This window comes from Acinetobacter chengduensis (assembly GCF_003664645.1).
GTDB classification, from domain to species: domain Bacteria; phylum Pseudomonadota; class Gammaproteobacteria; order Pseudomonadales; family Moraxellaceae; genus Acinetobacter; species Acinetobacter chengduensis.
Window position 1 is genome coordinate 185,258 of sequence record NZ_RCHC01000001.1, and the last position, 19,467, is coordinate 204,724.

A 19,467-nucleotide genomic window follows, 5' to 3' on the forward strand; every position below is an offset into this window, starting at 1 on the left:
TTTGCTCACAAAAAAAACGCCACTTCATGTGGCGTTTTTTTGGCATTAAAAAAGCTATTCTATACCACACATTTTGCTTCAAAATAGATCGAGCGATTCTCATGAATATAGAGCATGACTTCAGCTTTAACTGATCACTCGAGCGAGCTCAACCCAGGACTCTTATGCACTCAAAAGACCTTGCCAATACCATTTATGTGGTCAAAATTTTATGTTGTGCCATCATAATGGTGCTATTGGCATTAATTTTTGATAAAGACAAAGATACGAATTTCTTTTTATGGGGATCATTAACTGCTTTTTTTACCCTGCAATATGACTTCAGACAAAAAATTAACTTTAATCAAGTGACGGGTAATTTTATTGGCTCTGTCGTTGGGATTATCATTTGGATTGCGATGTCCAAAGCCAGCTTTTTACATCTCTATTCGGTTAATTTGGAATACTTGTTTTTGGTGATTGGCATTACCCTCACCACCATTATTTGCGTGAGCTGTAAGGCTAGCCAATTTACTGGCATTGCCTTATCCAGCTTTCTTATCGTGACGGTCTATGACGTTGGTCACCACACCATTGATGGCGCATTATTAAGAATTGTCTATTGCCTAATTGGCTGTCTCGTTGCTTTTTTAATTGAAAAAATTTACTTAGCAATTTTAAGCAAAACGTCACATCTGAGTTAAACACATATTTAAAAACACCGAACTGATTTCACCTGTTTAAATCATTTTTGGCTTTACTCCCAAAGCTTGCTATGGTGCAGTGCAAAATGCTGAAAAAGGATGAAAACATGCAAATTCATGATCAAGTTGTGTTAGTCACTGGCGGCGCACGTGGATTAGGTTTAGCCATTACACAAATGCTCATTGCAGAAGGCGCAAAGGTGGTGGTGAACTATCATTCAAGCCAGCATGCAGCCGATCAGCTCATGACACAGCACCCCAATCAAGTGTTCGCCGTTCAAGCTGATATAACCAATAAAGCCCAAGTAGAACGTATGTTTGCAGAGGCAAAAGTACATTTTGGTACAGCTATTAATTCAATTGTGAACAACGCCTTGGTGCATTTTGAGTTTAATGGCGATGCTCGTCCGAAGGTTGAAGAGTTGAGCGCTGAAACCATGACACGCCAATTTGATGGCGCAGTATTGGCCACACTTCATACCACCCAAGCGGGCCTCGCCGATATGAAACAAGCAGGCTTTGGTCGTATTGTGAATATTGGAACCAATTTAGTCCAAAACCCTGTGGTTCCTTATCATGACTACACCACAGCCAAAGCAGCACTATTGGCATTTACCCGTACCCTAGCACATGACTTAGGCCAATATGGCATTAACGTAAACATGCTCTCTGGTGGTTTATTACAAAGTACGGACGCCAGCAAAGCAACACCCGACTTTGTGTTTGACTTGATTGCAACATCTACGCCACTACGCCGTGTGACCACGCCTGAAGAATTTGCTGCAGCCATTATGATGTTCTTGTCGCCTTATTCACGTGCGGTAACAGGTCAAAACCTGATTGTTGATGGTGGCTTAGTCAAAGGTTAAAGCCAGTGGCTGTTTTCAGTCGGGTCTGTAGCTTGAACTTTCTCTTTCAATTCAGCTTCATGTTAAACTGAAAGCTCTATTTAGCCTGCATACCCTTTGTTTATGAGCCAAAAGCCAGATTATCAACCCGGTGAATTTCAGTGGTCATTTTTATTACCCCAATATTGGGGCATTTGGATTGGCATTGTATTCCTGATGATCTTGGCGATTTTGCCTTGGGCCATTCAGCATCGTTTGGCCAACGTTCTGGGAAATACGGCATTTAAACATTTGAAGTCACGCCGTAAAACAACTGTACGTAACCTCGAAGTGTGTTTCCCAGAATGGTCTGTGGCCGAAGTACAAATCAATGCACGTCAGGTTTTTGTCGATCAAATGATTGGCATATTTGAAACCCTCAATGCATGGTACTGCCCACAATGGTTTAAAAATCGGGTCAGCATTGAAGGCCTAGAACATATTCAACAAGCCCAAGCTGAAGGAAAAGGCGTCTTACTCTTAGGCACGCACTCGACTTTGCTGGATGCAGGTGGCTATTTATGCTCACAATATTTTGAACCCGATGTGGTGTATCGCCCTCAAAATAATCCCCTGCTCGACATGCTGATTTACCGTTGCCGTAGCACCATTTATGCCAACCAAATTGACCATGACGATATGCGTGGCCTCATTCGCAACCTAAAAAATGGCCATGCGATTTGGTATAGCCCAGACCAAGATTTTGGACTAAAACAAGGCGTGATGGCACCTTTCTTTGGCGTGCCTGCAGCCACTGTAACAGCGCACCGTCGCTTAATCAAAATTTCAAAATCAGTCGCTATTCCGCTGTATTTTTACCGTACAGGCGATATTAAAGACCCACGCTATCATGTGTTAATAGAGCCTATTGTGGACAATTTACCAAGTGAAGATGAAGTAGAAGATGCTATTCGCGTCAATAAAATTATTGAGAATCAGCTTCGTATTGCACCCACTCAATATATGTGGTTTCACCGTCGCTTTAAAAGTCGTCCAGAAGGCTACGACGAAATTTACTAAAATACTTACCTTGATCAGTAGAGAATCTTCATGAAAGTCATGCAACTTTTACCCGAATTAAATAGTGGTGGCGTAGAACGTGGTACCTTAGAAATCGCGCGTGCCTTAGTTGCAGACGGTCATGAATCTTTGGTGGTGTCTCATGGTGGTCGTTTAGTCAATCAATTAGAAACCGAAGGTTCTCAACATTTCACTTTGGCCATTCATAAAAAAGCGCTCTCTAGTCTGTGGCAAATTCGTCCATTACGTCAGCTAATTAAAGCTGAACAACCAGACATTCTGCATGTACGCTCGCGTGTACCTGCTTGGCTGACTCATTTTGCGCTCAAGGGTATTCCTGCACATAAACGTCCACATCTCATCAGTACAGTGCATGGCTTTTACTCCATTAATCGCTATAGCCAAATTATGACCCAAGCCGAAAAAGTTATTGCGGTATCTGACAGCGTCGTGCAATACATTCAGGACAATTATAAGAACTGCCCGCCCCAAGATATTGTCAGAATTTTCCGAGGCATTGATCCTGTTGCCTTCCCACATGGCTACCAACCCTCAGCACAATGGATTATTCAGACTTTTAAAGACTTCCCACAATTAGAAAATAAATTTCTCATTTGTCTACCAGGTCGGATTACACGTCTTAAAGGGCATGAAACGCTGATTGAGTTGATGCAACAACTGCATACGCAATATCCGCAGTTACATGCAGTAGTAGTCGGCGGTGCTGATGCTAAAAAAGCCGCCTATTTAGAAGAAATGCAAAAAACCATTGCCAGCAAAGGCCTGACAGAACACATCACCTTTGTTGGGCACCGTTCCGATATTCGTGAATGGTTAGCGCTAAGTGATGTAGTTTTGTCTTTATCAAATCAAGCAGAAACCTTTGGCCGTACTGCACTTGAAGCATTGTCTTTAGGCACGCCTGTTGTGGGTTGGAAGCGTGGCGGTGTAGCAGAAATCCTAACGCGCTTATACCCACAAGGTTTAATTAATGTGGATGACCAAGTGGCCTTACAACGTGCTGTTCAGCAGCATATTGACCAGCCACAACACGTGGAAGAAGTCACCAGCTTTAGCTTAAAAGAAATGTGTGATCAGACCTTAGCGCTGTATAAAACAGTGGTCAAAGCTTAACACTCACACCAGTACAATCGTTTCAAAAGCCGGCTTTCATTGCCGGTTTTTGATCGTTTACTCAAGTAAAACTAGTGATTCGCTCTCTAAAATTAGGCACGTAGCGATTCATAGTCATTAATTTTTAGCCCCGCCAAAGTCGATAATATGCACTTAACCACAGTAAAAATGGCATCAGGCTCATATTTAAGATATTCCTTAAACTCTCAGTTACACGCCAATAACCATGTTCTAAAATATCGTAGCGCGCACCATATAGTTCAATGGCGAATGCCAATCCGAATACGGCCCAAATTGCATAATGCGATTTCAGTTGGCGTTGATGACATACAGCCACCACAAAAAAAATGATTAAGCCCACATAAATACGACCTGCATCGGTCGATAAATGCGTCCATTGTTGAAAGGATATTAACCCTGTACTCAGGCTCTGCATTGCCATAATCGAGACTCTTATTTTTGTATCATGCACTTTTTTGCAGGCTATTTTAAGGCACAGACATGACATAAGAAATACAGATTATCGATTGATACAGCCACTCAAAGCTTCACTGCTTGAAAACATCCAGATAAAGCAAAGCCCGAGTTTTGCATCCTGCATAACTCGGGCTGATGAGGTCGTGCTTTCACAAGTTTTATTATTGTTCTTTTCAGTGGCTTTCCTTTCCTGCATCATATCCATGATGACTTTATCCAATCGGCGCTGTCTTCCATAGCTGGGATAATCCGTTCCCGATTCCTTCTGCCGATGAAATTAGAATATGTCAATACGTTTAAACTGACCATTCGTCAGAGTCCTAAAGACTTGTAAGCTATTTCCTACATCGTGTATAGAGAGGATCAAAGTACTTCCTTCTGTTGCTATATTTTGCATGTCACCGAAATAGTTTAAATATCTCGTGATTATTTATAGTCTTGTGCAATTTCATCTGTGACTGGCTTTTCCTCACGCTCGGCTTTTTCAATCCCCTCTTGAATTGCTTCTTGCGCTTCTTCTTCGTCGGCATCAGTTTGTTCCAAGGACTCTTGTGCTTGCTCAAAAGCTCGTCCCGTTTGGAGTACCACAAACACAGGAAAATGATCTGATCCTACATGCGCCACACGTTCCATGTGTACCAATGCAAAATCAGTACTATGAAAAATATGATCTAAAGACCAGCGTAAAAATTTATAGTCCGCGTGAAAGGTATTGATATATTTACGCCCGACACGAGGGTCAAGCAAACCACTTATACGCTGAAATAACCGTGTTGTTCGCGACCATGCCACATCGTTTAAGTCCCCCATCACAATACAGCTCTCATCTAAATCTTTAATTTGATCACCCACAATTAACAATTCGGCATCGCGCAAAGTAGAGTCTTTGGCTTCGGTTGGGCTCGGTGGTTTTGGATGCAAGCAATACAGTTGTACCAAATTGCCCGAACGCAGTTGCACCGTGGTATGAATTGATGGAATTTCATCGCTCAAAATGAATTTAACTTCGGTCTCATGCAAAGGCAGACGGCTATACAAATGCATACCATATAAATTATCCAGTGGTACAGGCACACGATATGGATAATCTTTTTCAATCACAGACAACTCATTTTGCCAAGTCTGGTCTGTTTCTAAAGTCAGTAAAATGTCAGGCTGGTATTTTTGTACTTGCTCAAGCAGTAAGTGATATTTTTCATTGGGTGTAAGCACGTTTGACACCAGTAACGAAATTTGTTTATTCGGATCAAGTTGATCATCACTCACCTGTTGCACTTGTTTTTTCCATATAAAGGTATACGGTAAAACCATTTTGAGTTGATAAGCTAAAGCGGCAATTAAACCAACAAAAATAATTTGTCGATAGACCGTCCATGGTTCATCCCAAAACAACAAAAAAGCCAATGCAATGAAGCCTAGAATTAAAATTTGTAGGCGTGGAAAATCAGCGCCACGGAACCACCATTCATCTCGAGGAATTAATGACCAAAAACTAAGCCAAATTACCAAAATTGCAATAATCTCGATCCAAATCATAAAACCTCGCTGTTATATTCTAATTTTTTGTCTAATTCATAAATTAATATCAATTTTTCATGTAACACAAACAAGATATATTGCACAATATAATTGCTGTTTTGATTATGCAGCTATTGCAGTTGAGCCCCCTTTTGGTACACTCAACCCCCCTTTAAAATTTTTAACGCACCGAGGCAAAGTGACATGAAAGTAGGTCTGGTCGGTTGGCGCGGGATGGTTGGTTCTGTCCTGATGCAACGTATGGTTGAAGAGAATGATTTTGCTCATTTTGAGCCGTTTTACTTCTCTACCAGTAATGCAGGTGGTGAAGCCCCTGCGTTTGGTGGTAAAACTGCCCCAGCACTTATGGATGCAACGGACATTAATAGTCTGAAGCAAATGGATGTCATTATTACCTGTCAAGGTGGTGACTATACAACTGAAGTTTTCCCTAAGTTAAAAGCTGAAAACTGGGGTGGCTATTGGATTGATGCCGCATCTACGCTACGTATGGATGATGAAGCAATCATCGTACTTGATCCAGTCAACCTAAATGTCATTCAAGACAGCTTAGTGAAAGGCACGAAAACTTTCGTGGGCGGTAACTGTACTGTTTCTTTAATGCTGATGGGCTTAGGCGGTCTATTCCAAAACAATCTTGTGGAATGGGCAACATCAATGACTTATCAAGCGGCTTCTGGTGCAGGCGCGCAAAATATGCGTGAACTGATTACAGGTATGGGCTACTTGTATAACAACACTAAAGATTTGTTAGATGATCCACGTTCTCCAATTTTAGACATTGACTCTAAAATTGCACAATTACAACGTGGCGAAGGTTTCCCATCTGCAAACTTTGGCGTGCCTTTAGCAGGTTCTTTAATTCCTTATATCGACAAGCAACTTGAAAGCGGTCAATCGAAGGAAGAATGGAAAGGCCAAGTTGAAACCAACAAAATTTTGGGCAACCAACAAATTGTTCCAATTGATGGTCATTGTGTACGTATTGGTGCAATGCGTTGTCACTCACAAGCATTAACGTTGAAATTGAAAAAAGACGTACCGCTTGATGAAATTGAAGATATGTTACGCAATGCCAATCCTTGGGCGAAAGTTGTACCAAATACACGTGAAGCTTCAATGACTGACCTGACACCTGTTGCAGTAACAGGTACCTTGTCTGTTCCTGTAGGTCGTTTACGTAAACTCAACATGGGTAAAGAGTACCTTGGCGCATTCACAGTGGGTGACCAGTTGCTTTGGGGCGCTGCTGAGCCTTTACGCCGTATGCTTCGCATCTTGATTGATTATAAAAACGCTTAATCAATATCATTGTTTTTAAACTGAAAAAGCCGATCACATTTGATCGGCTTTTTTTCTGTACTAATCTTGTTAATGTTTTACAATCCTTAAACATCCCGTTAATCTATTCACTTTAAACACCGCGCAATTTGAATTGAGCTAAAAATTAAGATGACCGTCTATAACAAATTAAAAATCGCCATTTTAGCTATACTTGCATCACAGCCTTTACATGCCATTACGATTGATCCTGTCCAAATTCAATCTGCGCCTGGCGAGCTGTTATATGCCGAAATCAACTTTCGTCAATCCGATTCAAAACAGACTTTACAAGCCAGCTTAGCCAATGCTGATGACTTAATGCGTATGGGTGTAGGCCATCAACCACCAGGCCATTTAAACTTTTTTACCCGTCGAGACAGCTCTGGCAATGGAGTGATTACCATTACCTCATCACGCCCAATGACCGATGCCGAACTCAACATTGTGGTGAAAATTACTGAAGGTAATGCCATTCGCTTACAACACATTAAAACCCCTTTAAAACGCAGTTCATCAGCTCATAACACTTTGGCTAATTTAAGTCGCAATGAACGACCGTTGGCCCCGCTGATCATTCGCAATGAAAATGAAATTGGGCTCAATTTACCTGTCAGTACCGCGTATACAGCAACAGCAGCCAAAATTGCCAATCCAGCCCATAAGAATGAAGCACCGCTAAGCATTAGCCGTAGTGCACCACCAAGTTTAAATAATAGCAATGCACAAGCTTTAGCTTCCGTTAGCCCTGTACCTCAAGCTTATGCTGTCCCTGCACCTATGGTCAAAGCGGTAGCTCCAGTTGCGCCAATCGCACAAGTTTCGTCACCCGCACCAGTACAAAAGCAAGCTGTTGCATCAGCGCAAGCCCCTGCACCAACCCTAGCCAAACATAACAATATATCTGAACAGACAACAACAAGCATAGTAGCACCGCCAGCCATGGGCCAAGTGTCGCAAGATCCGTTGGTTAAACAATTTGCCGAAGCCAAAGCTGTGCAAAAGCCAGCGCAACCGACCGAATCACCTGCACGCCCAGCGCCAGTAAGTAAAAACCCCGTATCGGTTCAAACACCGCCACCTCCAGCCAAGGCTGAATATGTGGTGCAATCGAATGAAACACTTTGGGGCATTGCCTCTCGTGTAGCCACTGCAGAAAATCGTCCAATTGGCGAAGTGATGAAGCAAATTAAAGCCAGCAATGTGCATGCATTTATTCAAGGCGATTCAAACCGCTTACGCCGTGGTATTGCACTGAACTTAAGCAATACCGCACCAAGTAAAGAACAACCGAAAGTAAATGCAGCCATGCTGGCAAAAATTCCGTCAGCGCAGTCAGGTAAAGCCAAATATCGCCTAAATGAAGCTGAAATGAGCTTAATTTCCGAGAATGAACGCGATTCAGCCCATACAACCGCCAACAAAAACACAGAAAAAAACCAAACTTCGGACAAGTTGTCATTAAAAATTATGACATCGCGTGAAAAAACCGTTAAATTACAGAGAAACGTAACGCAATTAGAATTGGCGCTAAATCAGAAGGATCAAAGAATTCAATTATTAAATACTCGCTTAGCACAGCTGGAAGAAAAACTGAAAGCACAACGCGCCGCGAAGAAGCCAATACACTAAAAATTGCAACATGAAGATTTTAAATGGGTGAGTTCACTGAACCAAAGCTCTATCCACAAGGGGTTAAAATATGCTGATTTATGTGATTCCATTAGTGATTGTCGTGATTGCTTTGGTATTTTTAAAAAAACGTCAAAGTGCACAAGAATCAGATAAAGCGAATGCACAAAAAGCTAAGGCAAAAAAAGCAAGTTCATCCGCTAAAATTGCCCCAAATCGCACACAAGCTGTAGAGCCAGTTGCAAAGCCGTCCACAACTGCTTTAAGCGATGACACACGTAAAAAAATCCAAAGTTTAATTGATGAACGTAATTTCTTTTCAGCAGAAGCTCAAATTAATCAGGCACTGAAGAAAGACAATACGCAACACGAACTTTATTTGTATTTGCTCGACATTCATATTTTACAAAAAGATGAATTTGCAATTAGCCAATTGATCAGTCATGTTCGCTCACTTGAACTTGCGGACATCATTGCACAGGCTGAAGCAAAACAAGCAAATTTCGAAAATGCCCAAAACAAAACTATTGATACCATTGCATTTACTAGCCCGACAGAACAACCGGTCAGTGTTGCAAAACCACAAGCACAGAATAATGCTGATTTTGATGCCTTAATGGGCAGCCCATCAACTACACCTGAGCCAAAAAAAGAAGTACCTCCTGCACCCGTTGTTGCGACACCAGCTGTAGAGGAAATCAAACCGTTAGATTTCAATTTATCGTTTGATTCTGTTGCCGAAAAACCTACTGAAGTTAGTAAGCCAAAAGTTGCTGAAGAAACACAGTCTCTTGATTTTGCAGTACCAGAAGTTACACCTGTAGAAAAAGTTACCGAAGTTGCTCCAACTACTGAAATCAAACCGCTCGACTTCTCTTTAGACTTTGCACCGCAAACCAGTCCGGAAGTTGCACAGCCACAACCTACAGCTGAACCTGCACCTTTAGACTTTTCGTTTACGACAGAAGAACCGACTACAGAAGCACCAAAAGCAGAACCGCTTAGCTTTGATTTAAGTTCAATTGGTGCGCAACCAGAAGTAGAACCAACTGCACCAGCCTCTACAGGCGTGAGCTTTGACATCAGTCAAGTGAGCACACCTGCATCGAGCACAGATCAAAGTGATCCATTGGTGCAGTCATTCCCAGAGCTTTTGGACAGCAACGAAATTACGCTTAATCTAGAATTGGCAGCACAATATATCCAATTAGGTGCATTTGATGCCGCTCGTGAAATTTTAGAAGAAAAAGAAAGCGAATATTCTGCTGAACAAATTGAACAAGTAAAAGTGTTACGTAATCAAATCGCTTCTTAATAGAAATCGATTTAAACTAAAGCAGTCTCCATGACTGCTTTTTTTATGATGAAAAAAATAGCCTTAATCTATATGGGTGGCACCTTTGGCTGTGTTGGTGAACCACTTAGCCCAATGCCAGCAACAGAATTTTTGCCACAATTACAGCATGTCTTGCCACTTCATTTGCAGGTCGATTGTTTTGTCGCACCTGTCATCCGTGATAGTAGTGCATGCACCGCATCTGACTGGCTGTTGCTGATCCAGCAGATTCAAAACTTACAACTGCAGCATTATCAACATTTCGTTATTATTCATGGCACAGATACGCTCAGCTATGCCAGTGCAGTCTTGGCTCGATTTATAGCCCAATCAGCCCATGTGATTTTAACTGGTAGCCAATACCCACTTCTAAACGTCCATGGTAATGATACACGCGAATTTAGCGATGCGATGTCAAACTTAAATTTTGCTCTAGAGCATGTCATGCAGGTTGAAACTGGGGTCTATTTAGCATTTCATCACAAGCTTATTCATGCTTCCTCAGCCCTTAAAACCCATACCACAGAACTCGATGCCTTTAGTGGGTCATTAGTGCCACATGCCAGCCAATCCATGCTTTCTAGTGCCACGATTGTACAAACAGAGCATATTGAAAAAGCCCGTGCTTTTAACTGCATCAGCCTCATGCTACAACCTATTGGCATCGCACAGCTCGAAGATAACTTAAAGGCGCTATCTGCTCAGGCACCCCAAGTGCTGATTCTGCAAGGTTTTGGTACAGGAAATATTGCTGTGAATGAGCAAGTAGTTGCTCAAATTCAGTACCTTCAACAGCAAGGCTGTGCAGTGATTCTGACCACGCAAGTACCTTTTGGAGAAATCGATCAGCGTTATGCAGTGAGTCAGTGGGTGCAAGATGCACATATTCTTGTGAGCAATTGTGCGGGGCATGCAGATCTATATGCAAAAGTCTTACAAATGTATTTACAATACGACGCCATAGAACAATGGCATGCCCATTGGTAACATTGATAGAGACTGAGGTGAGTATGCAACGTTTTGCAGTGGGAATTGAGTTTAATGGTTCACTATATCGTGGCTGGCAAACTCAACAGGCAGGTGTGATTAGCCTGCAAGAAACCATTGAAAAAGTACTCAGCACAGTGGCCAATGAACCTATTTTACTACATGGCGCAGGCCGTACCGATGCAGGTGTACATGCAACCAACATGGTGGCTCATTTTGATACCAATGCTGTACGTAGCATTCATGGTTGGATTCGTGGCTGTAACAGTCAGTTACCCAAAGATATTTCAATTCAGTGGATTCAAGAAATGGACATGGATTTCCATGCCCGTTTCAAAGCACAAGCGCGGCGTTATCGCTATGTAGTCTATAACCACTCTGTGCGCCCTGCTCTATTGCATAAATTGGTCACACATATACACGCACCACTGAATGTTGAAGCGATGATACAAGCCGCCAGCAAGTTTGAAGGCACACATAATTTTGAAAGCTTTCGCGCAGCTGCCTGCCAATCGAATCAGCCAGTACGCACAGTTAGCCATTGCCGTTTAATTCAGCATGGTTGCTATTTAGTTTTAGATATTCAAGCCGATGGCTTCTTGCATCACATGGTGCGCAACATTATGGGCTGTTTATTAGAAGTCGGCCAAGGCATGTACAGCCTAGAGCATATCGATACGATTTTTGCTGCTGAAGATCGTTCAGCTGCAGGTGTGACGGCTCCACCAGATGGCCTATATTTTATTCATGCAGACTATCCTGAGCAGTTTCAACTACCCAAAATACCTTTAGGACCACATTGGTTAAATATGCCTGAGTAAGTTTAGATACGCTCTGCTTACTCTCATTGATCAATGAGAGAAACTCTACCCTCCTTGATACACAAAGAGGGTTTGCGTCAATCTGTTAACGTTGCTTACGCTTACGATATTCCACTGGCGTTTCATTGGTCCAGCGTTTAAACGCCCGATAAAACGTACTTGGCTCAGAAAAACCTGTTAAATATACAATTCGCTCAACGCTTTCATTGGTATTGGCCAGTAACTTTTTAGCCAAGCGACAACGGTAATCCGACAAGATTTGTTGAAAGCTGGTATTGGCCTCGCTCAGCTGAGTCCGTAAACGACGCGGTGTAATATTTAGCTGTGCCGCTACGGTTTCTAAGGTAGTTTCACCACTTTCTAAAGTTGAACCAATGGCGCGACGTACCTCACCCACTAAATCATAGCGTGCAAGTTCTTGTAGTTTTTCTATCGCAAGTTGTTCATGTAACTGTAAAAGTTCAGGTTCTGCTTGCCATAATTGATAATCTAAAATTGCAGGGTCAAAATATAAGCGTGTTTCTTTTTGCCCAAGGCTTACTGGACATTCATACACACGGAAATATTCATCATCTGGCGCGCCCTGACTAAAATTAAAATCGATATAAATAGGCTGGAAACGCCCTTCGGTAATAAATTTAAAAAAGCGTAATACACCCGACATTGCACATTCAGAAAAATGTCGATTGACAATATTTTCAGCCCAAGGCTGATGACCATTGGTTAAGTAGCAACGATCATCTTCAATCACCAATTGAGCATGAAAAGCATCACTAATTAAACGTTGATATGCCAATGCGCGCTTTAAACCTTCACCAAAGTTTTCTGATGAAATAAACAAGTGTTCAATCACCTGTCCACGGTATAAAGGGAGGTGTTCACCCAAATGTAGACCAATATCTGGATCTTTGCTGACCTCTTCAGCGGCCACCCAAAACGCGTACTGCGCATTTAATGGCGTACGATCATTGGCTTCAACCTGCTTCAGTGCAACACCGGCTTTGGTTAAAATATCTTCCGTCGGCAAACCAGCACGACGAATCGCTTGGTAGCCCAACCGCAATACTACGGATGCATCAGTTAGCTGACCCACTCAAGAACCTTCCTTGTATGTACTTCATTTATACTCAAATGCTTAAATTTAGATTAACTGTGATTGACCGAACTGACAACTATTCTACGAACATTTTTGTTGAAAAAGTTTAACCGCACTGTTCGCTTATTTTACTTGCATCTGATTATTCTGACGGCCGTTTCATCTTGTTTTATGCAAAAAAATTGACTATAATTTGCGCCTTGCTAATTTATTCATTCAGGTAGGCTATGGCCAATAAAGAGGAACTCATCGAGTTCGAAGGCGTTGTCACCGAGACGCTTCCTAATACTATGTTCCGTGTACGTTTAGAAAACGGTCATGAAGTGATTGCTCACATCTCTGGTAAAATGCGTAAACACTATATTCGTATTTTGACTGGCGACAGTGTTAAAGTAGAAATGACACCTTATGATTTGACTAAGGGTCGTATCACTTATCGTGCACGCTAAGTTTTAGCGAAGCAGAAAAAGCCACATTGTCATGTGGCTTTTTTTATACAAGGGACAGAAGAGCAACGACTAAAGCAGGCTTAATTTAAGGCACTGCTTTTACAGCCAACTGTCTTGCACTCCCGTAAGCGCTCCAGTAGCCAGTGATTGCGCTCCTGTGTCGTTTCTAGGCGACAATTCACATTGACGCCTGTATCCGTGGTACAGCTTGCATCACGCTCACGAATCCATTGCAGTTGAGAATGCTTTAGCGTAGTTTTTTGCTTCTCTGATAGCTTCGCCCGTAAAGCTTGATAGTTCTTATTTAAGTCAGCATCTGCACTGGCATAGACTTTATTGGTGCAATAGATATCATCGTAAGTATTACGCGCGCTGTTACAATTGTCTGCATTGGCATAGCTACTCAAAAGAAATACACCAAGCCATAAGATTTTTTTCATTTTATTCATCCAAAATCATTGTTTTTATCTTATTAAAATTCACCTACACACCATTTAAAATCACTTGTGAGGCACTTGTTAATCTTAAAACAAGCCCACAATACAGCGTAAGCAAAAAATTGTATCTTCATTCAACTTCAAGCATCTTTGCTCATTAAAAGTTAACCGTTTATCAAATCACTACATAGTTATTGTGTGCAAATCCATACACTGGTTTGTAATCACTCAGCATGAGATATGCTTATGAACTTTAAAACAAGCTTGGGCATATATGCGCTAGCCTCTACGTTATTTGGCTGTGCCAGCACCCCTACCATGAATGCCTTGGAACGAGAAAAATACTTAGCGCAATTTGTTGGTCAAAGCAGTAGCTATATTCAAAGCCATTTAGATTTAGCTAAACTGGGCTATCAAAATGCCACCGCCCCAGTCGTACAGCAAAATACTTTAAGTTATACCGTGATTCGGCCTATTAGTATTCCAATCCCGATGGCACAGAACCCAGCCTTAGGCGCAGGTGCGGGTACAGCAGTTCCTCTGCCAACGCAAAGCTATGATGCCTCGCTACAGTGTGAGATTCGTTTTCAACTGCAAAACCAGATTGCAACTGCTGTACAACTTAGCGGACGCACCTGCTAATTGGCATTTAATACTCTTTACCGCTAAATCAGAACCATAAAAAAACCGAGTCCATAGACTCGGTTTTTGAAGATCATTTGAACTTAGTTCAATGCGGCAACAACAGCTTGACCCATTTCTACCGTACCCACTTTATTCATACCTTCAGACATAATATCTGCTGTACGTAGGCCTTGATCAAGTACGTTACCCACTGCATTTTCAATTGCTTTTGCAGCAGCTTCTTCACGGAATGTATAACGAAGTAACATTGCCACAGACAAAATGGTTGCCAATGGGTTTGCAATGTTTTGACCTGCGATGTCTGGTGCAGAACCGTGACAAGGTTCGTACATGCCTTTACCGCTTTCATCTAAAGATGCAGATGGTAACATGCCAATAGAACCCGTTAACATTGCCGCTTCGTCAGACAAAATGTCACCAAATAAGTTAGACGTTACAATCACGTCAAACTGCTTCGGCGCACGTACCAATTGCATTGCTGCATTGTCTACATACATGTGTGACAAGTTGATTTCTGGGTATTGCTCTTCTTTTAATGCTGTAACTGTTTGTTTCCAAAGTTCAGTCACTTCAAGTACGTTTGCTTTATCTACTGAACATACTTTACCACCACGTAAGCCCGCCAATTCAAACGCAACTTTCGCAATACGCTTAATTTCAGATTCAGCATAAACGTCGGTGTTAAAACCTTGTTTTTCGCCATTTTCAAGCTCACGAATACCACGTGGTTGACCGAAATAAATACCACCTGTTAATTCACGAACAATTAGAATATCTAAACCGGCAACAATTTCAGGCTTAAGGCTAGAAGCATCTGCCAATTGCGGATACAAGATCGCTGGGCGCAAGTTTGCAAATAAGTTCAGTTCGCTACGTAGTTTTAATAAACCACGCTCAGGACGGATTGAACGCTCAATCGTATCCCATTTAGGACCACCCACCGCACCAAGAAGTAAAGCATCTGCTTTTTTCGCTTGTTCTGAGGTTACATCTGGATAAGGTGAACCATGCGCATCAATTGCTGCACCACCTAATAGACCTTCTTCCCAAGTCAAACCTAAATTGAATTTTTCATTCACTCGTGTAAGCACTTGTTCTGCAGCTTTTACAATTTCAGGACCAATGCCGTCACCCGGTAAAATCAAGATATGTTTTGACATGAGTTTTTCCATTTTATGTGCCAATTAAACTTGGCAAGTGATTACAATTTTTTTTCTACAAACTCGCCTAGGCCCGTTAAAACGTTGTAGGGTTTGCAAAAACGTCGAATAGTTTTTTGTTCCATTTTTAAATCTACACACAAAGGATCTGGTGCAGAGGCATCTAACAAACTCACTTTGTGTTTGGTTCGATCACGGAACATCGTTAAGGTATAAGCTGTTTTGGGTTTAAACGTATGAATCACGTGTAAACGTTCAGCTTTATCAGGCGAGATCGGATAAAACCGAACAACCACCTCATGCTGTACAGGAGTCACCGAAAGATACAGCGCATTTGGCTCTTTCAATGACTTCCCTTGTATACGCACAATCCCCGCCTTTAGCGCCTCACGTTCGAGTTCATTATGTTCTTTCATAATGAAGGTCTGATCTAAACGCTCAAACTGACAGCTTTCTGTACCTGCACAATAAATATGTGCATTTTTTTGCGTACTTTCAGATTCTTTTATATTTTGAATCTGTATGACCTTAACGCTTTGGCAAGCGCTCAACGATCCAATCATCGTGAGCCCTACTGCCATTTTTTTAAGCAATTTTCCCATGTCTGAACTCGGTCTAATCTGGCATTGTCATATTGTTATGCCTAGATATTAGCAAGAGTTCAGCAGAGTGACTATGTCTTAATCACATCAATTTTAAGCTTTTACTTCTGCAAATACCCATGGGCGCGATGCTTGAGTTTTCGCTTCATAAGCTTTGATATCATCCGACACTTGTAAAGTTAAACCAATGTCATCCAAACCATTCAATAAACAGTGTTTGCGGAATGGATCTACCTCAAATGCAAATGCTTCACCTGATGGTGTACGTACTTCTTGTGCTTCTAAATCAATGGTTAACTGATAACCTTCAGAAGCGGCACATTCTTTAAATAATTGATCAACAATCTCTTCAGATAAGATCACTGGCAACATGCCATTTTTAAAGCTGTTGTTAAAGAAGATGTCTGCATAGCTTGGTGCAATTACAGTACGAAAACCATATTCTTCTAATGCCCAAGGTGCATGCTCACGGCTCGAACCACAACCAAAGTTCGCACGTGAGATTAAGATTGAAGCACCTTGATAACGTGGTTTGTTCAATTCAAAATCAGGGTTAAGTGGACGCTTTGAAATGTCTTGACCCAAATAACCTTCATCCAAATAGCGCAATTCATCAAATAAGTTTGCACCAAAGCCAGTACGCTTAATCGATTTTAAAAACTGTTTTGGAATGATTAAGTCTGTATCAACATTGGCACGGTCTAAGGGTGCAACGATACCTTGTTCAACGGTATATTTTTTCATGTTTCTTTCTCACTGAATCCGTAACCTCTCCCTAACCCTCTCCTAAAATGAGAGGGAACTCCTTCTCCATCAGGGAGAAGATCGGGATGAGGGCTTAAACTTAGAACGAACGTACGTCAACAAAATGACCTGCAATTGCAGCAGCCGCCGCCATTGCTGGACTCACCAAATGTGTACGACCGCCATTACCTTGACGGCCTTCAAAGTTACGGTTCGACGTTGAAGCACAATGCTCGCCAGGTTGTAACTTATCAGCATTCATAGCTAAGCACATTGAACAACCCGGCTCACGCCATTCAAAGCCCGCCTCGATTAAGATTTTGTCTAAACCTTCGGCCTCTGCTTGTGCTTTCACTAAACCAGAACCCGGAACAACCATCGCTTGCTTAATACTTGAAGCAACTTTTTTACCTTTAGCCACTTCAGCTGCTGCACGAATATCTTCAATACGTGAGTTAGTGCAAGAGCCAATGAATACGCGGTCTAATTGAATATCAGACAATGCTTGACCTGCATTTAACCCCATGTAGCTATAAGCACGTGTCCAGTCGTTACGCTGAACGTCATCTTTGGCTTGTTCTAAGGTTGGTACCGCTTGAGAGACTGGAATCACCATCTCAGGAGAAGTTCCCCAAGATACTTGTGGCTCAATCTCTTCACCTTGTAATACAACCACTGTATCGAAATGTGCGCCTTCATCAGAAACTAAGGTATTCCAATACTCAACAGCTACATCCCACTGCTCGCCTTTTGGTGCGTATGGACGATCTTTGACGTATGCAATAGTTTTGTCATCGACAGCGACCATACCCACACGAGCACCGCCTTCAATCGCCATATTACATACTGTCATACGGCCTTCAATCGACATATCACGGAATACTTGACCACCGAATTCAATCGCGTGACCCGTACCGCCAGCAGTACCAATTTTACCAATAATCGCTAAAACGACATCTTTAGGTGTTACGCCTTGACCTAATTTTCCATCAACGCGCACCAACATGTTTTTCATTTTCTTTTGAACTAAGCACTGGGTTGCCAATACATGTTCAACTTCAGACGTACCAATACCATGTGCTAAACAACCAAAAGCACCATGCGTTGCTGTATGTGAGTCACCACACACCACCGTCATACCAGGCAAAGTTAAACCTTGCTCAGGCCCGACCACATGGGCAATCCCTTGACGCACGTCATTAATGTCGAATTGCGCAACATTAAAGGTTTTACAATTGTCATCTAAAGTTTGTACTTGAATACGTGAAGTATCATCTTCAATACCTGCAATACCTTCAGAACGTTCTTTACTTGATGTTGGAACGTTATGGTCCGGTGTTGCAATATTTGCACTTAAACGCCAAGGACTACGACCCGCAAGTTGTAAACCTTCAAAAGCTTGTGGAGATGTTACTTCGTGCAATAAATGACGATCGATATACAGTAATGAAGAGCCATCATCACGTTGTTTTACTAAATGGTCATCCCATAATTTGTCATACAAAGTTTTTTTTGTTTGGGTTTCTGCTTTTTGGGTTTCGCCTGCCATGTCGATGTGCTCCACTGGACTGGGTAAATTCTTTCATTAACTTCGATTATAACCACGTAATCACATAAATCTAATTTATCATTTTTATTAGTTTAAAAACTTTTCGGAATTAATTTATAACTATTTCAACTCTGAAATACCTTGTCTAATCTCTCATCAAATCTAGTCGATTTTTTCAGCAAATTGAGACGTAGATTCAAGCCTAGCAAGAGTTTTCACTAGCATTGTTTCTTTCTGATCCAATCTTAAAATGGTGAATTAATCACTATTTCTATTTAATTTTCATAGATACCAATACTGTGCATATCACGCTTATTTTCACACACTGGATTATAGGTCAAATGAAACCGAACTTTAGTGCGAATATCAGTCACTCACCATCCAGTATTGACTAAAAATAAGAATATTCCGAAGCCATGATTCCCGCCTTTACAGCATAAAAAAATTCCCGAAAAAAGGAAGGATTAGATCGCGCTGAAATAAATTCTCGGGAGCAACGAATATATGACGCCGTCATAGTCTGAACGTTTTCATATCGCCAGTTATCCACTGCCTTCGATCAATAACTGCTATTTGAGTCTTAATTGACAGCTTAAGATTTATTCAATGGTTATTATTCATAAATTCGCTTAGACTTTTCAAATGATAATAGTTATTATTTACAAATAGAGACCTAAACCGATTTATTTTTAGAGGAACAGCACCATGGCACACATTCAAAACTTCGTCGCTAGTAATCGACGCATGTTCAAAAAAACCTTGAGTTACTACATTATGCACATTACGGTGGCTATGCTTGTTGGCTATTTTGTTACTGGTAGTTTAACTATGGCAATTGCTTTGAGTCTACTCGAACCCACTGTTCAAGCATTTGCTTTCTTCTTCCACGAAAAATTCTGGGAACGCAATAACATACCAGAGAGTAAAAAAATGTCAGTTTAAGTTTTCT

General features: G+C 41.5%; 21 protein-coding genes. 12 read left to right on the forward strand and 9 right to left on the reverse strand.

The annotated features are described in order from the left end of the window. Positions 1–164 precede the first annotated feature (164 nt). The 4 genes from D9K81_RS00855 to D9K81_RS00870 all read left to right on the forward strand — a co-directional run bounded on the left by D9K81_RS00855 (position 165) and on the right by D9K81_RS00870 (position 3,724). Positions 165–683, forward strand: coding sequence for an FUSC family protein (locus D9K81_RS00855; RefSeq protein WP_120375979.1), 519 nt, complete (start codon positions 165–167; stop codon positions 681–683). Between the two features lie 107 nt (positions 684–790). Further along, on the forward strand, positions 791–1,552 hold the full coding sequence (locus tag D9K81_RS00860) for a 3-oxoacyl-ACP reductase (RefSeq protein WP_120375990.1): 762 nt from the start codon (positions 791–793) through the stop codon (positions 1,550–1,552). A 102-nt stretch (positions 1,553–1,654) separates the two neighbouring features. Further along, positions 1,655–2,590, forward strand: coding sequence for an LpxL/LpxP family acyltransferase (locus D9K81_RS00865; protein WP_120375980.1), 936 nt, complete (start codon positions 1,655–1,657; stop codon positions 2,588–2,590). A gap of 30 nt (positions 2,591–2,620) precedes the next feature. Further along, positions 2,621–3,724, forward strand: coding sequence for a glycosyltransferase family 4 protein (locus D9K81_RS00870; protein WP_120375981.1), 1,104 nt, complete (start codon positions 2,621–2,623; stop codon positions 3,722–3,724). 124 nt (positions 3,725–3,848) lie between these two features. Here D9K81_RS00870 and D9K81_RS00875 read toward each other — a convergent pair whose 3' ends face one another. From D9K81_RS00875 to D9K81_RS00885, 3 genes are all read right to left on the reverse strand, one after another. Next, positions 3,849–4,166, reverse strand: a complete 318-nt coding sequence (locus D9K81_RS00875) for a hypothetical protein (RefSeq protein WP_120375982.1) — start codon at positions 4,164–4,166, stop codon at positions 3,849–3,851. Positions 4,167–4,244: 78 nt separating this feature from the next. Then, positions 4,245–4,406 carry a hypothetical protein gene (locus D9K81_RS00880; RefSeq protein WP_171406842.1) on the reverse strand — a complete coding sequence of 54 codons (162 nt, stop codon included), beginning with the start codon at positions 4,404–4,406 and terminating at the stop codon, positions 4,245–4,247. A gap of 221 nt (positions 4,407–4,627) precedes the next feature. Beyond that, the gene (locus tag D9K81_RS00885) at positions 4,628–5,737 is read right to left on the reverse strand and encodes an endonuclease/exonuclease/phosphatase family protein (protein WP_120375983.1); all 1,110 of its coding nucleotides are present in this window, start codon (positions 5,735–5,737) and stop codon (positions 4,628–4,630) included. Between the two features lie 186 nt (positions 5,738–5,923). Here D9K81_RS00885 and asd point away from each other — a divergent pair, with 186 nt between their 5' ends. The 5 genes from asd to truA all read left to right on the forward strand — a co-directional run bounded on the left by asd (position 5,924) and on the right by truA (position 11,836). Further along, positions 5,924–7,042 (forward strand): aspartate-semialdehyde dehydrogenase, encoded by a 1,119-nt coding sequence (gene asd / locus D9K81_RS00890; protein WP_120375984.1) that lies wholly within the window; start codon positions 5,924–5,926, stop codon positions 7,040–7,042. A gap of 150 nt (positions 7,043–7,192) precedes the next feature. Continuing rightward, complete coding sequence (locus D9K81_RS00895) at positions 7,193–8,692, forward strand: FimV/HubP-related protein (protein ID WP_120375985.1); 1,500 nt, start codon at positions 7,193–7,195, stop codon at positions 8,690–8,692. Positions 8,693–8,762: 70 nt separating this feature from the next. Further along, positions 8,763–10,007 (forward strand): fimbrial protein FimV, encoded by a 1,245-nt coding sequence (locus D9K81_RS00900; protein ID WP_120375986.1) that lies wholly within the window; start codon positions 8,763–8,765, stop codon positions 10,005–10,007. A 45-nt stretch (positions 10,008–10,052) separates the two neighbouring features. Then, on the forward strand, positions 10,053–11,015 hold the full coding sequence (locus D9K81_RS00905) for an asparaginase domain-containing protein (protein WP_198488288.1): 963 nt from the start codon (positions 10,053–10,055) through the stop codon (positions 11,013–11,015). Positions 11,016–11,038: 23 nt separating this feature from the next. Further along, positions 11,039–11,836: a tRNA pseudouridine(38-40) synthase TruA gene (truA, locus tag D9K81_RS00910; RefSeq protein WP_120375987.1), complete on the forward strand. Its 798-nt coding sequence runs from the start codon at positions 11,039–11,041 to the stop codon at positions 11,834–11,836. 85 nt (positions 11,837–11,921) lie between these two features. Here truA and D9K81_RS00915 read toward each other — a convergent pair whose 3' ends face one another. Further along, positions 11,922–12,929 (reverse strand): AraC family transcriptional regulator, encoded by a 1,008-nt coding sequence (locus D9K81_RS00915; protein WP_120375988.1) that lies wholly within the window; start codon positions 12,927–12,929, stop codon positions 11,922–11,924. Positions 12,930–13,159: 230 nt separating this feature from the next. Between D9K81_RS00915 and infA the strand changes: the two genes are divergently transcribed. Beyond that, positions 13,160–13,381: a translation initiation factor IF-1 gene (infA, locus tag D9K81_RS00920; RefSeq protein ID WP_001284370.1), complete on the forward strand. Its 222-nt coding sequence runs from the start codon at positions 13,160–13,162 to the stop codon at positions 13,379–13,381. An 80-nt stretch (positions 13,382–13,461) separates the two neighbouring features. On the opposite strand, the gene D9K81_RS00925 is transcribed toward infA, so the two are convergent. After that, positions 13,462–13,821 (reverse strand): lysozyme inhibitor LprI family protein, encoded by a 360-nt coding sequence (locus tag D9K81_RS00925; protein ID WP_121523080.1) that lies wholly within the window; start codon positions 13,819–13,821, stop codon positions 13,462–13,464. A gap of 243 nt (positions 13,822–14,064) precedes the next feature. On the opposite strand from D9K81_RS00925, the gene D9K81_RS00930 reads away from it, so the two are divergent. Then, complete coding sequence (locus D9K81_RS00930; RefSeq protein WP_120374708.1) at positions 14,065–14,460, forward strand: hypothetical protein; 396 nt, start codon at positions 14,065–14,067, stop codon at positions 14,458–14,460. An 83-nt stretch (positions 14,461–14,543) separates the two neighbouring features. Here the strand turns inward: D9K81_RS00930 and leuB are convergent, their stop codons facing one another. The 4 genes from leuB to leuC form a co-directional block, all read right to left on the reverse strand. Further along, complete coding sequence (leuB, locus tag D9K81_RS00935; RefSeq protein ID WP_120374707.1) at positions 14,544–15,623, reverse strand: 3-isopropylmalate dehydrogenase; 1,080 nt, start codon at positions 15,621–15,623, stop codon at positions 14,544–14,546. A 41-nt stretch (positions 15,624–15,664) separates the two neighbouring features. Further along, positions 15,665–16,225: a hypothetical protein gene (locus tag D9K81_RS00940; protein WP_120374698.1), complete on the reverse strand. Its 561-nt coding sequence runs from the start codon at positions 16,223–16,225 to the stop codon at positions 15,665–15,667. Between the two features lie 93 nt (positions 16,226–16,318). Next, positions 16,319–16,969 carry a 3-isopropylmalate dehydratase small subunit gene (gene leuD, locus D9K81_RS00945; protein ID WP_120374697.1) on the reverse strand — a complete coding sequence of 217 codons (651 nt, stop codon included), beginning with the start codon at positions 16,967–16,969 and terminating at the stop codon, positions 16,319–16,321. A 100-nt stretch (positions 16,970–17,069) separates the two neighbouring features. Continuing rightward, a complete protein-coding gene (gene leuC, locus D9K81_RS00950; RefSeq protein ID WP_120374696.1) occupies positions 17,070–18,518 on the reverse strand; it encodes a 3-isopropylmalate dehydratase large subunit in 1,449 nt (482 codons plus the stop codon). 705 nt (positions 18,519–19,223) lie between these two features. Between leuC and D9K81_RS00955 the strand changes: the two genes are divergently transcribed. Beyond that, positions 19,224–19,460: a DUF2061 domain-containing protein gene (locus D9K81_RS00955; protein ID WP_120374695.1), complete on the forward strand. Its 237-nt coding sequence runs from the start codon at positions 19,224–19,226 to the stop codon at positions 19,458–19,460. The last annotated feature ends 7 nt before the right edge of the window (positions 19,461–19,467 follow it).

Coding starts and splice junctions, on each gene's coding strand:
- D9K81_RS00885 (WP_120375983.1), bottom strand. CDS start 5,737: ATGATTTGGATCGAGATTATTGCAATTTTGGTAATTTGGCTTAGTTTT.
- truA (WP_120375987.1), top strand. CDS start 11,039: ATGCAACGTTTTGCAGTGGGAATTGAGTTTAATGGTTCACTATATCGT.
- D9K81_RS00860 (WP_120375990.1), top strand. CDS start 791: ATGCAAATTCATGATCAAGTTGTGTTAGTCACTGGCGGCGCACGTGGA.
- D9K81_RS00865 (WP_120375980.1), top strand. CDS start 1,655: ATGAGCCAAAAGCCAGATTATCAACCCGGTGAATTTCAGTGGTCATTT.
- D9K81_RS00925 (WP_121523080.1), bottom strand. CDS start 13,821: ATGAAAAAAATCTTATGGCTTGGTGTATTTCTTTTGAGTAGCTATGCC.
- D9K81_RS00900 (WP_120375986.1), top strand. CDS start 8,763: ATGCTGATTTATGTGATTCCATTAGTGATTGTCGTGATTGCTTTGGTA.
- leuD (WP_120374697.1), bottom strand. CDS start 16,969: ATGAAAAAATATACCGTTGAACAAGGTATCGTTGCACCCTTAGACCGT.
- D9K81_RS00895 (WP_120375985.1), top strand. CDS start 7,193: ATGACCGTCTATAACAAATTAAAAATCGCCATTTTAGCTATACTTGCA.
- D9K81_RS00855 (WP_120375979.1), top strand. CDS start 165: ATGCACTCAAAAGACCTTGCCAATACCATTTATGTGGTCAAAATTTTA.
- D9K81_RS00905 (WP_198488288.1), top strand. CDS start 10,053: ATGATGAAAAAAATAGCCTTAATCTATATGGGTGGCACCTTTGGCTGT.
- D9K81_RS00940 (WP_120374698.1), bottom strand. CDS start 16,225: ATGGGAAAATTGCTTAAAAAAATGGCAGTAGGGCTCACGATGATTGGA.
- D9K81_RS00870 (WP_120375981.1), top strand. CDS start 2,621: ATGAAAGTCATGCAACTTTTACCCGAATTAAATAGTGGTGGCGTAGAA.
- infA (WP_001284370.1), top strand. CDS start 13,160: ATGGCCAATAAAGAGGAACTCATCGAGTTCGAAGGCGTTGTCACCGAG.
- leuB (WP_120374707.1), bottom strand. CDS start 15,623: ATGTCAAAACATATCTTGATTTTACCGGGTGACGGCATTGGTCCTGAA.
- leuC (WP_120374696.1), bottom strand. CDS start 18,518: ATGGCAGGCGAAACCCAAAAAGCAGAAACCCAAACAAAAAAAACTTTG.
- D9K81_RS00930 (WP_120374708.1), top strand. CDS start 14,065: ATGAACTTTAAAACAAGCTTGGGCATATATGCGCTAGCCTCTACGTTA.
- D9K81_RS00955 (WP_120374695.1), top strand. CDS start 19,224: ATGGCACACATTCAAAACTTCGTCGCTAGTAATCGACGCATGTTCAAA.
- asd (WP_120375984.1), top strand. CDS start 5,924: ATGAAAGTAGGTCTGGTCGGTTGGCGCGGGATGGTTGGTTCTGTCCTG.
- D9K81_RS00875 (WP_120375982.1), bottom strand. CDS start 4,166: ATGGCAATGCAGAGCCTGAGTACAGGGTTAATATCCTTTCAACAATGG.
- D9K81_RS00880 (WP_171406842.1), bottom strand. CDS start 4,406: ATGGATATGATGCAGGAAAGGAAAGCCACTGAAAAGAACAATAATAAA.